We start from the raw sequence: 11651 nt of genomic DNA on the forward strand, positions 1-11651 counted from the left end.
GCAATGGGTTCCATGGCGGCCCTGGTTCGGGGCGCGAATTTCCATGGGAACCGGGACAGGGGTCATCGCGTTTCACACGCATGAATCATTTGAATGACGAGCGCGGTTTCCGCGATTTGCCCCGCCCTGAAACCTGCGCTGGCCAGCCTCGGCGCTGCGGTATCGAAATAGAGTTTTCCGGCATGGATGAGGAGTCTGCGGCGCAGATCACTGCCCGCACATTGGGGGGCCGTGTTTCGCAAAAGGGTCCGCATCTTCATACTGTGGAGGACACGGACATCGGGGCGATCGGTGTCGAGTTGGACACACGTTACGCCAAGCCCGGTCACCAGTTAGTGCCAGAAAGCGTTCTGGACGCAGCGCGGGTCATTGTCCCGGTCGAGATCATCACCGCGCCATTGCCACCCGAGCAATGGGACCGCGTGATCGACCTGACCACGGCGCTGCGCGACGCCGGGGCCAAGGGCACGTCGGACAGCCTCTTCGCCGGGTTCGGTATTCATTTCAACCCTGAGATCACCGGCTTTGACGATCCTTTCCTGATCCGCACAATCATCGCCTATGGCCTGCTCGAAGGCTGGTTGCGTGAATGGCGTCCGTTGAACGTCTCTCGCCGGATTCTGCCCTTTGTCGATCCGTGGCCCGCGCATTTCATTGACGCGCTTTTGCTGGCACCGGAACTTGATCTGACAAAGATGGCGGGACTGGTCCACAGCCATCTCAGCGGGCGCAACTATGGGCTGGACCTGCTGCCGATCCTGCATGCCCACGATCCCAAAGGTTTTGACGTAATGTTTGGCGCCGAGGCCAGCGGCGCCCGGCCGGCCTTTCATGTGCGATTGCCGGATTGCCGCCTGGATGAACCGGCGTGGAGTATTGCCGACGAATGGGACCGTTGGTGGCTGGTCGAGGCACTGGCGGCGGATGAGGTGCGGTTCGACGCGCTCTGCGCGGCCTGGCGCAACGGCGCGGGTCACGGAGCGGGCTGGACCCGTGTTGTGTCGCAGCACATCGGCCAGAACGGAGAGGGACTGTTCAAATGAGTAGACCCTTGATTGGCGTTACCACCTCGACCCGGTCGGGGTGGCGGATCTTTCCGCTTGTGCGGTTCAATCTCTGGCTTGCCGGAGCGCGCGCCGTGCGATGGACCGCGCGGTCCGATGTTGATCTGGACCGGGTCGATGGCGTGATCATCGGCGGCGGTGACGACATCTCGCCCGAACTGTATGGCGGTGCATTGGAGTTGACCGCGCGTCTGGACCCGGATCGGGACAGGATGGAACACGACATCGCGGTGCAGGCGCTGGCAGAGGGTATCCCGGTGCTGGGCATCTGCCGTGGCGCGCAGATGCTGAACATCGCCGCCGGCGGGACACTGCATCAGGATGCCTGGTCCCTCTACCCGGATGCGCAGCCTATCAAGACGATCCTGCCCAAGCGTGAAGTCTGTGTTGAGCAAGGGTCGCTGCTGGCGGCGCGGCTGGGGACCAAACCGATGAAGGTGAACGCGCTGCATACGCAGGCGGTGAATGTACTGGGACAGAATTTTCGCGTGGCGGCGCGGGACACCAACGGCATGGTGCAGGCCATCGAACGGTGCCGCGATCCCTTTGCGTTGGGGGTCCAGTGGCACCCCGAACACCTGTTTTATGCCCGCCGCCAGCGCGCGATTTTTCGCGCCCTCGCCGAGGCGTCGCAAGCCTATGCACAAGGACGCCGTCAGGTCTTTGCGCCCGTTTGATCGGAAGGCACCGACAAAAAAAGACCCGCCTGAAAAGGCGGGTCTTTGATTGGGCGTCTTGTCACGCGTCACACCTTGGCAAGGATGTTGTCCAGCGCCTCGCGGGCCTCGTCCTTGGACTTGCCAAGACGTTGTTGCAACTTGCCTTCCAGTTGCTCGCGGTTGCCGCGCGCCTCTTCCAGCTCATCATCGGTGAGCGCACCATATGCTTCGCGCAGACGGCCTTTGATTTCGGTCCATTTACCTTCGATGCTGTCGTTATCCATCGGTCTTCTCCCGGTTCTCTGTTTGGCCTGCGGTCCTCCCGCTGGCCTCTGTCAAACAAACGCCGTGGCCGTGAAATCGTTCCGCGCTGGACGGCTCAATCGACCTCTTCCAGCGCACGTTTGACTGCGCTCTCGATCTCATCCAGCGGGTGGTTTGTCAGCACCTTGGGCAGGTCGAGCACAAGTTTTGACATAACCTCATCGTGCATCTCGTCGCGCAGTGCGCTCAGCACCGGGCGGCTTGCGGCGATCACCAGGGTGTTGAACTTGCCCTTGTGCGCGGATTTGTAGAGGTCTTCCGCGATGCTCTTGGCAAACCGGGTCTTTTCCAGCTGATGCCAGTCGGTATCGTCGAGAGCCGATCGTTGCGGGCCGGGTCCGTCGCTCTGGCGACCGGGCCGGTTTTCGGCCCAGTCCTGCGCTTTGGGATTGTCCTGTTCGGCGCGGTCGCGGACCTGCAGGTTCAAATGCACCTCATCGCCCTTGTTGACCAGATACAACGCCTTTTCGCCATCGGCGATCAGCACCCATGTGCCATGCGGCACGCCCTTAGCTTTCATCATCGCCGGTCTCCTCTTCGATGGATTTGGTCACGCGGGTGGCCCCTGCGGGCCGCTCATAGGCCCGTTTCAGCTCATCTTTGCTGCCGACACGACGGGCCAGACGACCGCCTTCGCGCCCGCCATGCGGGATCGTGCCCTCTGCGCCAAGAATGTCCTCTGTTTCACGGTGTCCGTCTTTGGATCGGTGTCGTTGCGCCATGATGCGCCTCCTTTCCGTTCGGGCGGGGGCAGGCAATGCCCGCGCCACCTGAAGGGATAACGCGGGATGCTGGGCAGGCGTTCCGGGAAAGGCTCAGACGATGTCTTCGGTGACGCCGGGCAGAGTCTGGGCCAGATCGGCCCCCTGGTCCGGGTCGAACGGCACGAGAAAGCCCTTGCGGTTCTCTGGCAGAACAACGCCGTTTCGGCGAATTTCCGCATCCCACCAAGGCTGTAGCGTTTCGGGGGCCATGGCCACTGGAGGCAGGGGCGCGTGCCACCAATGCGACAGCAGCCGACCACGGGCTATTGCCACACGGGCAGGATCAGTCACGTCCAGTGCCAGTTCCGTATCCCAATGCATCGAACGCCCGTTGAGATTGGCAGACCCGATCAGGGCGTAGGCATCGTCACGGATCAGCACCTTGTTGTGGACATGGATCAAGGGCGAGCCCGCCAGCGTCTCCGGGATCTCTCTTGCGGCCAGAACGGGACGGACGGGCGTTGCGATGGTCAGGCGCCGACCAAAACCGTCCCGTAGCGCACTGACCGCCCTTCGGCGCAAGCCAAGGCCAAAACGCACATCAATGCTGTCGGACGAATCAAAGGCCACGTCCTCGGGCAGGGCGGGCAGGATCAGCACGGCCGTCAGGTCGCGGTTGTGTTGCGCCGCCTTGGCCAGTCCTTCGGCAATCCGGCTGGAGCGGAGGAACTGGGTTTCGATGTGGATCAGGTGGCGCGCCTGTCGGAAGGCCTTCAAATGGGCGTCCTCGATCTCGGACACCAATGTGCGGGGCGACAGATAGGGCAATTGCACCCGTCGCGGAGCGGACAGGGTGCGTTTCAGGCCGGGGCAATCGGGTGGCTTCATGCGGCCCGAGGTGACATCCCGCATCGTTTCCAGATGCCGCCGCGCGGCGCGCGCCTCTGGCCCGCGCACCATGACCTGCACATCGGACCATGTCTGACTGGCAGGGCGGGCGTGGGCGGGCGTGTCGTACCGGCGCTCGTTCATGTCCAGACCGCCGATGTACAGCCAGTCGTCGTCAATCACGGCAATCTTCTGGTGATGCGACACCGTGTTCAGCCGTGGCAGCGTGTTTCGGTTCAGACCCACAGCCTGAAACCGGCGTTGTACGGACGTAGTCTGGCGCAGGCCATCCCACCGTTTGCGCAGGACGGCGGGCAGAAACGCGATCCAGGGCACCATCCCGGCCTGCGCGGGATGCAGGTGGGCGCGGACTTGCAAGCGGTCCGGGCCTGCGCCGGTGACCTCGGACAGGGCAATGCCCTGACGCACGGTGCGCCAGCACAGTGCGTGCAGTCCCGTCCGCATGACGGGATCAAAATCGCTGACCGTCAGGTCAACGTGGACGCCCCGGCGCAGGGCATCGGCCAACAGGTCAAACCAGTCATCCCCCACTGCCCGGGCCTCAGCGCTGCGCAACCGCGTCGACATGTCAAAGATCCGGAAACCGGCAGTGATGCGATTCTGCGCCCGCAGTACGGCGCGTTCAAAGACGGGCCACGCTTCGTCGGCCGTGACCATCACCTCGAACTCGCCCGCCATTCTGCACCCCCTGTCAGGCGCCATAAGTGGCGCGCGGAAACCTTACCGTTGTGGTGTAACGCCCATCCTCGGTCGAGGTTTCCATCCTTCCCCCCAATTGCAGCAAGAAAGCAGAGATCATCTTGCGGCCCATGCCATCAAGACATTCGGCGGGAATGTTGCGGACGTCGTCCACCGGGGGGCTGTCGATGTTCAGGCAGACGTCTTCGTCTGATTCAGAGAACAACTGGACGCTGATCCAGTCGCAAGGGGTGTCGGCGCAGGCCTGAGTGATCGTATTGTACAGCGTCTCGGCGACAAACAGCGACAGCGGGATTGCCTGATCGGGGTAGAGGGCGATCTCTTCCAGATCTGTATCGATCTTGGGCGCCAGTTTGACCCCAACAAGGTCCTGCACATCGCGGACTACGGCGCGCACCAGCGCGGCGGCGTCCACGGTTGTGCTGGTCGGGGTGTTGTACAAGGTGCGATGCAGCACAGCCATGCCCCGCACCCGTCGTTGCAGTTCGGAGACGACGTGTTTTGCCTCATCGGTTTCCAGCTCACGCGCCTGCATGTTCATGATCGAGGCGATCAGTTGCAGGTTGTTCTTGACCCGGTGGTGGACCTCGCGCAGCAGGACTTCCTTGTCCTTGAGATCCTGTTCGCGGCGCAACTCGCCGTCGGTGACCAACAGCGCCATGCGGTTGAAGGCGCGCTGCGCCTCTTCCAGTTCCGCTGGCGGATCGGTCAGTTCCAGCGAAGTTTCCGCGCGCTCGCCCAAGGCAAAGCGCCGCATGGCTGAGCGCAGCTTGGCGACGTGACGGATCACCAGTTGTTGAATGCCGAACAGCGCGACGCCGACGCCGGCAACCCACATGAGGACGGGCAGGGCAATGGCAATCCAGGTTTGCAACCGGGTGTCGGTGCCGGGCACGGACGAGAGCGGCCAACTGCCCACCAGCATGACCTTGCCCTCGATCATCGGCGTGACCGCGTAATAGCGGTCCTCTCCCGTGCCGCTTGGGCCGCGAAAGGTCTTGTTCCGGCTCTGAACAAGATCGGAGAGGGCGACATCGCGCGGCAAGAAATCCTCAGCCGCTTCCAGTCCCAGAGAGGCGGCGATCAGGTCTCCCTCGATGTCGATTGCAGCGATACGCAGGCCACTTTCCGTCTCCGGATCTTCCAGCTTGCGCAGTACGGTGGCATGCGGGATCGACAGCGATACAAAGCCGATGATCTCATCGTCATTGCGCACGGGCTGCGTGACAATCACGATACTGCGCCCCGTGATGGCCCCACTCTGCACCACTTGCACACTGGCACCGCCCCGGTCTATTGCCCTGCGAACGGTGTCCCGCCCGGACAAGTCCATGGTGTCCCCGGAAGAACTGCAGGCCAGCCAGCCGGAAGAGCGCACAAAGCCGGCAAAGATGTAGTTTTCATTGCCCTCGACAAAACCGCGCAGAATGTCCTCACAGTTGTCCTCTCCCAGTTTGGCAATAAGCACGGAAAGCCCGTTTGACGCGGCAACAGCATTTTCGATCAACTCACGCTCTGCAGCGGCTTCGGACCGGATCTGTGACATCAACGAGTTGCGGCTTTGCAGGCGGGCGCTGTCGATCACGGCCTGCGTCTGGTAAACGGCGATCAGGCCCACCGGCAGCATGGCAATGGTCATCAGGACTGCAATCCGCGCTGAAAGACTGCGAGATGCGCGGGACAGGTTTTTCAGGCGCGTTTTCATGAAAAGTGGTCGATCCTCGAACGTGGTACTTGGGAAAACGTCGGGATACAGAAATACAGAGCCTGAGGTTCGACACACCGCTCACGAACAGCAACGCCATTCCTGAAAATACGCAGAACCGACTGGCCGCAAAGCACCAGCTTCATGCCTTTTCCTCGTCCGAGACGCCCTCCTCCACCTCGTGAACACATCAGCCGGGATATGGTTCCCTGTCGGGGAGGTGCTATTTTCGGTCAGGTCTGAAGGCGTTGCAACGGAATGTGCAGTTTGCGCTGGAAACGCCCGGAGTCGATCTGCGTCTTGATCTCACCTGCAAGCTGGCCCTCGACCGCGATGGACAACAACCGTGCGCCAAAGCCGGTCCGTGGCTCGGCGTTGGCTTTCCAATCGATTCCGGTTTCTTCCCAGTTGATCTCGACCATGTCATCGTCGGTCTGGCGCCAAGTGATCGCCAGCCGTCCGCCATCGGCTGAAAGACCGCCGTACTTCGCGGCATTGGTCGCCAGTTCATGCAGGGCCAGCGTCAGGTAAACGGCCGCCTTTGCCCCGATTGGCACATGTTCTCCGCTGATCGATATGCGCGTCTCGCTCTCGGCCCCGTGGGGGGCCAGCAGCTTGCGGGTCAGGGCGTCCAGCGTGGTCGTTGCGCCTGTGGTGCGGCGGGCGTTGACAACAGGCACGATCATCTCATGCGCGTCACTCAGCGCCTTCAGACGCGCGCCCATGCTTTCGGCCAGCTCATCCGCGGTGTCATGCGTCCTGCGTTCCATCCGCAACATGCTGTTGATGATGGTGAAGAGGTTTCTTACCCGGTGACTCATTTCCTGAAGAATGATGTCGCGCTCTTCGAGCGTTTCGCGCAGCCGGATGTCGGATTCGATCATTGCGGCCATGTCGAGCATATGTTCGACATCGTCCTCGCTCCAATTTCGCGGCTTGCGGTCGATCACGCAGAAAGAACCCAGCACATGGCCGTCCGGCGACCGGATCGGCACGCCCAGGTAGGCCACCACGCCCAGATCGCGCACCGCGCCGTTTTCGCAAACCCTCGGGTCGTGACGGGCATCGGTGACAATCAGCGGTTCTTGGGATTTCACCACATATTGGCATAGCGAGTGGCTGAGACCAGAGCCGCTTTCGCGCGCCACGTCACCTTCAAGGCCGACATGAGCCGAGAAATACTGCCGGGTGTCATCGACAAAGGACACAAGACTGACCGGAACATCCAGCAGGCGCGCCGCGATACGGGCCGCGCGCTGATGCGCCCCCGGTCCAGGCCCATCCATAAGTCCCGTCCGTGCCAGGGCCTTCAATCGCTCTGCATCCCCAAGTCGTCCGTCGTCCATGCGGGCGTCTCCCTTGAGACCAATCGTGGGACTATCTTTCATGGGTCAACTCACACGGCAATAGTTCACTTAAGGTAAGTATGTTGCGCATGAGAAAGGCAATTGGACAAGCGGCGTGTTTGTGCCGTTTTGCGCGCTGCATGGGCAGAGTTTGCAAGGATAGGCGGGAACCTTTGTCCGTGGCGCACGTTTCCTTTGCACAGCGCCTCAGACGGCGCGTTCAAAAATCGTTCGGAACAACATCAAGGAGACTTCCCATGCTTGGTTGGGCCCTGACTTTTCTCATTGTCGCTCTGATTGCGGCGGCGCTTGGATTTGGTGGTATTGCCGGTGCGTCCGCCGGGATCGCGCAGATCCTCTTCTTCGTTTTCCTCGCGCTGTTTGTGCTGTCGCTGGTGGCACGCGCTGTCCGAGGATGACAGACCGGGCCGATGGCCTGGTCAGACCTGACAAGCGGCCCGATCGCCAGTGCGTGGGGATCGGGCCGCCACGCCCCTGACGTCCATGTGGGCGTCGCGACTCGCCGCGCGCAAGCAGACGCAACGCGCGCAAGCAATGGAGTTCTGACATGACCGACAACAGCAAGGATCGCGTCGCCAATGGTGCCGCCGACGCCGCCGAAGCCGGCGCAAACTATGCTCGCGCAGCCCGAGAAGCCGCCAGCGAGCGGCTGGAAGAGGCGCAGGAACACATCGACCGGGCATTTGCCGAGGGACGCCACGAGTTCGAGCGCGCAGCAGCACGATCGGGCCAAGTGGTGCGTGACAACCCGCTGCTGGCGATTGCCGGCGCGGTTGGTGTCGGGGTGTTGGTTGGGCTTGCCTTGCGCAGCAACAGGTGATCCGGGCCATTCACCAGGTCGAAGGGCGTCGCAGATGCGGCGCCCTTTATTTTTTATATCAATAGTTTGGTTGAAACGGGCTGCATGTGAGGGGAACCTTTCTCCGCGTCAGATGTTCCTGAAGGGACCCGCAGACTCAGAAGGAGCGCCGCAATGACCCACAAGGCAGACACCAGCAGTGCGAATCCGGCCCTTGCCAGAGCCGGGTTTCTGGTCGCATCCCACTTGGTTGTGTCACGGTTCGGCATTGCCGCCCAGGTCGGGCTGGTGTTTCGAGGCCTGTGTTTTGCCGGTCGGAACCCTGTGCTGACGCTGGGGGCTGCGGCGTTTGCAGGGTACGCGGCACTGCGCCGAAATCCAGACACGACGCGGGCTGAGGCGGCGGAGACCTCCGTCATGGCAGATCTGAACAAGGGACACGGCGATGCCCGGTCCTGACCTGCGCGACGCGCCGCGCCTGTTGTCCGAAGTCGCGCAGCGCGTGACATCTCTGGCGCAGAGCGAATTCCGCCTTGCAAAGGCGGAAATGACTCAAAGCCTGTCGCAGGCCCGGACCGGCATCGCGTTCTACGTCGCGGCGCTGGTGCTGGCGATTGTCGCGCTGAACGTGCTTGCTTCCGGCGTTGTCGCCTGGCTGGCCGTGCAGGGGCTGACGGCAGTTCAGGCGGCGGGGGCGACGGGCGGTGCGCTGCTTGTTGTCGCCGGTGTTCTGGCTTGGGCGGGCCGTCGACGGATCAATGCGAAAAAGCTGACGCCAAAACGCAGCCTGAACAACGTGAAACGCGACCTTGAAACCTTGCAGGAGATGCGCCGTGGCTGAGATAGAAGAGCTGGAGATGCGCGCCGCCGAGGATCGCGCCCGACTGAAAATCGCGCTGGAGGCGCTGGGCGGCAGCACCCGGGGCAGTGCCGTGACCGGCCCCTTGGCGGGTGTGGCGCAACATCAGGCAGGCAGGATCACGCGCGGCGCACTTGGCGCGGCGCGGCGCAATCCCGGGGCTGCCGCCCTGATCGGGATCGGTGTCGCGTTGTTTGCGACCGGGTCGGGGAGAGGCAAGGACGATGGACAGGCCGCCAGCTCCAGTTCCGGTTTTCCTGTCGGAGCGCTTGCTCTTGGGATCGGCGCACTGGCCGCCGCGCTCTATCCGGCGACCCGCCGGGATAAACCGTCCAAGTGATCGAAAAGGTCTCGACATGTTGACCACCTTCCTCAGCGACCGCGCGCAGCGGGTCATGCTTCTTATTCTGACCATGATCGCCGTGCCCATCGGCCTGTATCTGGGCAAGCCGGTGATTGCGCCAATCGTGTTCGCGCTTGTCGTCGGGATAGTGGTCTCGCCGCTGGCAGAGCGGCTGGCCACGATCGGCGTTCCGCGCGTCGGCATCGCCATTCTGCTGCTGCTGGTCACCACCAGCCTGATCGGGTTGTTGGTCCTGATGGTTGAGCCGCTGCTGAACATGCTGATCGAGCAATTGCCGCGCCTCAAGGCAGCGGCGGCGCGCTGGATCGACACCCTGTCCGGGGTTCTGCGTGGCATTGAAACCATCAGCAAGGAAATCGAGGCAGCCAACGGGGGCGGTGAAAGCGACACCAAAAGTGCGCTGCCGTCGGTGCGCGATGCGCTGTGGCTTGCCCCCAACTTTGGCGCGCAGTTCTTCATTTTTATCGGGACGCTGTTTTTCTTCGTCCTCACCCGGAACGAGATTTACGCCATTGTCGGCCATCTGGAACCGAAACTGCGCAGGGCAGATCGTGCCGTGGCCCGCTATTTCGCCGCTGTGACGCTGGTCAATGCCTGTCTGGGGGTGATTACCGCCTTGGTGATGCTGACCATCGGCGTGGAATACGCGATGCTCTGGGGGCTTGCAGCGGCGGTGCTGAACTACATGCTGTACCTTGGGCCGTTCATGATCATCTGCGGGCTGATCATTTCCGGACTTTTGCAGTTCGCTGGCGCCTTCTCTTTGCTGCCGGCCGCCGCCTATCTGATACTCAATTTCTCGGAGGCGAACTTTGTCACGCCGTGGGTGGTGGGCCAACGACTGGCCATGAACCCGCTGGGGATCTTTGTGGCGATTGTCTTTGGGCTTTGGCTGTGGGGGCCGGTCGGGGCCATTGTCGCCTTGCCGGTCATGTTGTGGTTCGAAGTGTTGATGCGTCCCGACATGCTGAACGAGGCAAAATCCGCATCTAGGCTGCATCCGGCCGAAAGCTGATCCCCGCGCCACATTAGGTCCGTCACCCTGCGTCACAAAAGCGTCACAACCCCAGCGCGTCCAGTTTGTCTGTCAGGCGCGCGCGTTCGCGGTCGGTCATCAGCCCGGCGTCGCCGTGGGCGCGCAGGTCGGCGGCCAGATCATCGATCACGGCGACGCCGGAGGTCGGCATTCGTCTGCGCAGATGTGACAACGCCGTGGCCACCGCGTCCAGCACGTCGCCAAACCCCGCCGCATCGCGAGACAGGTCGCGGAACGCGGCCTCGACAAGGGCATCGGCCCCGACCTCACGCAGAAAGACCCGATCATACTCGGGGTCCGCCGGTTCTGTATCGGCCAGTGCCCAATCCCATAGCAACCGCTCCAGCCGGGCAATCACGTCGATGGCGGTCTTGGGGTCGTTGATGCCGGGCGACAGTGCCTTGGAGGCCGACTCGCGCAGCGCCTGAAGCGCATAGCCCGGATCCTGTTCATAGGTCCGCTCGGGATCGATCAGGAAGCAGTCGGCAAACCCTTCGGTTTCAGCGCTGCCCCGCAGCGTTCCCAAAACCTGTTCGCGCAACACGATCGCGCCGGGCAGCACCTCCAGGCAAACGGCCGCGTCACACGCAACGGCGCAGCTTTGCAGTTCATCCATGTCGATGCGTCGCAAAAAGCCAGAGCTGGGGGCGATGATCTTGGTCGCCTGTCCCGGTTCGACCTGATCCAGCGGGCGGCCTCCCAGACGTGGCAGATGCCGTTGCTGGCGCAGGATCTCGCTTGCGGTCTGTTCGGCCCGCAACAGCGCGTATTCCACGCTGCCGATCTTTGACAACTGCCCGATCCAGCGCACCAGCGACACAACGATGGCAGCGACCACCAGGACGGTTGCGGCAAAGACAATCACCGAGGCGCTCTCGCTATAGTACCCAGCCCGGTAAAGGATGATCGAGGACAGCGCAAAGACGAAGGCGCCGATAAAGGTCGCCAGCATGGTCTGGGTCGAGGTGTCCTCCATCAGTAGCCGGTGGATGCGTGGCGTCGATTGCTGTGCCAGGGTGCGGTGGGTCGACACCATGATGCCCAGCGAAAAGGTCGCTACTGCCAACATGTCAATCGGCACGCAATCCTGACCCCCTATCGGCGCCCAAAAATGACCCCCTTATTTTGCGCAGGGGTAGCTGGCCCGATGCGGTGTAGCCAT

15 protein-coding genes are annotated in these 11651 nt (G+C 62.4%); 8 read left to right on the plus strand and 7 right to left on the minus strand.

Features of this window, described 5'->3' with window-relative positions:
* Positions 1-80 precede the first annotated feature (80 nt).
* Positions 81-1043, plus strand: a complete 963-nt coding sequence (locus CHB90_RS11395) for an amidoligase family protein (protein ID WP_089277995.1) — start codon at positions 81-83, stop codon at positions 1041-1043.
* Positions 1040-1741 (plus strand): gamma-glutamyl-gamma-aminobutyrate hydrolase family protein, encoded by a 702-nt coding sequence (locus tag CHB90_RS11400; RefSeq protein ID WP_089277996.1) that lies wholly within the window; start codon positions 1040-1042, stop codon positions 1739-1741. The genes CHB90_RS11395 and CHB90_RS11400 overlap by 4 nt, the downstream gene beginning before the upstream one ends.
* A 68-nt stretch (positions 1742-1809) precedes the next feature.
* Here CHB90_RS11400 and CHB90_RS11405 read toward each other — a convergent pair whose 3' ends face one another.
* The 6 genes from CHB90_RS11405 to CHB90_RS11430 form a co-directional block, all read right to left on the minus strand.
* Entirely contained in the window at positions 1810-2007 is a 198-nt protein-coding gene (locus CHB90_RS11405) for a CsbD family protein (RefSeq protein WP_089277997.1), read from the minus strand.
* Positions 2008-2102: 95 nt separating this feature from the next.
* Entirely contained in the window at positions 2103-2570 is a 468-nt protein-coding gene (locus CHB90_RS11410) for a baeRF12 domain-containing protein (RefSeq protein WP_089277998.1), read from the minus strand.
* Positions 2557-2769 (minus strand): hypothetical protein, encoded by a 213-nt coding sequence (locus CHB90_RS11415; protein ID WP_089277999.1) that lies wholly within the window; start codon positions 2767-2769, stop codon positions 2557-2559. The genes CHB90_RS11410 and CHB90_RS11415 overlap by 14 nt, the downstream gene beginning before the upstream one ends.
* A gap of 93 nt (positions 2770-2862) precedes the next feature.
* Positions 2863-4338 (minus strand): phospholipase D family protein, encoded by a 1476-nt coding sequence (locus tag CHB90_RS11420; protein WP_089278000.1) that lies wholly within the window; start codon positions 4336-4338, stop codon positions 2863-2865.
* 13 nt (positions 4339-4351) lie between these two features.
* The gene (locus CHB90_RS11425) at positions 4352-5998 is read right to left on the minus strand and encodes a sensor histidine kinase (RefSeq protein ID WP_212591591.1); all 1647 of its coding nucleotides are present in this window, start codon (positions 5996-5998) and stop codon (positions 4352-4354) included.
* A gap of 299 nt (positions 5999-6297) precedes the next feature.
* Positions 6298-7452: a GAF domain-containing protein gene (locus CHB90_RS11430; RefSeq protein ID WP_089278002.1), complete on the minus strand. Its 1155-nt coding sequence runs from the start codon at positions 7450-7452 to the stop codon at positions 6298-6300.
* A 215-nt stretch (positions 7453-7667) separates the two neighbouring features.
* Here CHB90_RS11430 and CHB90_RS11435 point away from each other — a divergent pair, with 215 nt between their 5' ends.
* The 6 genes from CHB90_RS11435 (at position 7668) to CHB90_RS11460 (ending at position 10468) form a co-directional block, all read left to right on the plus strand.
* Positions 7668-7829: a DUF1328 domain-containing protein gene (locus tag CHB90_RS11435; RefSeq protein ID WP_089278003.1), complete on the plus strand. Its 162-nt coding sequence runs from the start codon at positions 7668-7670 to the stop codon at positions 7827-7829.
* A 149-nt stretch (positions 7830-7978) separates the two neighbouring features.
* Positions 7979-8251, plus strand: coding sequence for a DUF883 family protein (locus tag CHB90_RS11440; RefSeq protein WP_089278004.1), 273 nt, complete (start codon positions 7979-7981; stop codon positions 8249-8251).
* 153 nt (positions 8252-8404) lie between these two features.
* Positions 8405-8689: a hypothetical protein gene (locus CHB90_RS11445; RefSeq protein WP_089278005.1), complete on the plus strand. Its 285-nt coding sequence runs from the start codon at positions 8405-8407 to the stop codon at positions 8687-8689.
* Positions 8676-9071, plus strand: coding sequence for a phage holin family protein (locus tag CHB90_RS11450; protein WP_089278006.1), 396 nt, complete (start codon positions 8676-8678; stop codon positions 9069-9071). Before CHB90_RS11445 ends, CHB90_RS11450 begins: the two co-directional genes overlap by 14 nt.
* A complete protein-coding gene (locus CHB90_RS11455) occupies positions 9064-9429 on the plus strand; it encodes a hypothetical protein (protein ID WP_089278007.1) in 366 nt (121 codons plus the stop codon). Before CHB90_RS11450 ends, CHB90_RS11455 begins: the two co-directional genes overlap by 8 nt.
* A gap of 16 nt (positions 9430-9445) precedes the next feature.
* Positions 9446-10468: an AI-2E family transporter gene (locus tag CHB90_RS11460; protein WP_089278008.1), complete on the plus strand. Its 1023-nt coding sequence runs from the start codon at positions 9446-9448 to the stop codon at positions 10466-10468.
* A 43-nt stretch (positions 10469-10511) separates the two neighbouring features.
* Here CHB90_RS11460 and CHB90_RS11465 read toward each other — a convergent pair whose 3' ends face one another.
* Complete coding sequence (locus CHB90_RS11465; RefSeq protein ID WP_170941047.1) at positions 10512-11558, minus strand: DUF2254 domain-containing protein; 1047 nt, start codon at positions 11556-11558, stop codon at positions 10512-10514.
* Positions 11559-11651 lie beyond the last annotated feature (93 nt).

The sequence above is a fragment of the Antarctobacter heliothermus genome (assembly GCF_900188425.1).
Lineage (GTDB): Bacteria > Pseudomonadota > Alphaproteobacteria > Rhodobacterales > Rhodobacteraceae > Antarctobacter > Antarctobacter heliothermus.

What these genes read in the sequence shown, in the direction of transcription:
- CHB90_RS11395 (WP_089277995.1), top strand. Translation starts at nt 81, where the DNA reads ATGAATCATTTGAATGACGAGCGCGGTTTCCGCGATTTGCCCCGCCCT.
- CHB90_RS11400 (WP_089277996.1), top strand. Translation starts at nt 1,040, where the DNA reads ATGAGTAGACCCTTGATTGGCGTTACCACCTCGACCCGGTCGGGGTGG.
- CHB90_RS11405 (WP_089277997.1), bottom strand. Translation starts at nt 2,007, where the DNA reads ATGGATAACGACAGCATCGAAGGTAAATGGACCGAAATCAAAGGCCGT.
- CHB90_RS11410 (WP_089277998.1), bottom strand. Translation starts at nt 2,570, where the DNA reads ATGATGAAAGCTAAGGGCGTGCCGCATGGCACATGGGTGCTGATCGCC.
- CHB90_RS11415 (WP_089277999.1), bottom strand. Translation starts at nt 2,769, where the DNA reads ATGGCGCAACGACACCGATCCAAAGACGGACACCGTGAAACAGAGGAC.
- CHB90_RS11420 (WP_089278000.1), bottom strand. Translation starts at nt 4,338, where the DNA reads ATGGCGGGCGAGTTCGAGGTGATGGTCACGGCCGACGAAGCGTGGCCC.
- CHB90_RS11425 (WP_212591591.1), bottom strand. Translation starts at nt 5,998, where the DNA reads ATGACCATTGCCATGCTGCCGGTGGGCCTGATCGCCGTTTACCAGACG.
- CHB90_RS11430 (WP_089278002.1), bottom strand. Translation starts at nt 7,452, where the DNA reads ATGAAAGATAGTCCCACGATTGGTCTCAAGGGAGACGCCCGCATGGAC.
- CHB90_RS11435 (WP_089278003.1), top strand. Translation starts at nt 7,668, where the DNA reads ATGCTTGGTTGGGCCCTGACTTTTCTCATTGTCGCTCTGATTGCGGCG.
- CHB90_RS11440 (WP_089278004.1), top strand. Translation starts at nt 7,979, where the DNA reads ATGACCGACAACAGCAAGGATCGCGTCGCCAATGGTGCCGCCGACGCC.
- CHB90_RS11445 (WP_089278005.1), top strand. Translation starts at nt 8,405, where the DNA reads ATGACCCACAAGGCAGACACCAGCAGTGCGAATCCGGCCCTTGCCAGA.
- CHB90_RS11450 (WP_089278006.1), top strand. Translation starts at nt 8,676, where the DNA reads ATGCCCGGTCCTGACCTGCGCGACGCGCCGCGCCTGTTGTCCGAAGTC.
- CHB90_RS11460 (WP_089278008.1), top strand. Translation starts at nt 9,446, where the DNA reads ATGTTGACCACCTTCCTCAGCGACCGCGCGCAGCGGGTCATGCTTCTT.
- CHB90_RS11465 (WP_170941047.1), bottom strand. Translation starts at nt 11,558, where the DNA reads ATGTTGGCAGTAGCGACCTTTTCGCTGGGCATCATGGTGTCGACCCAC.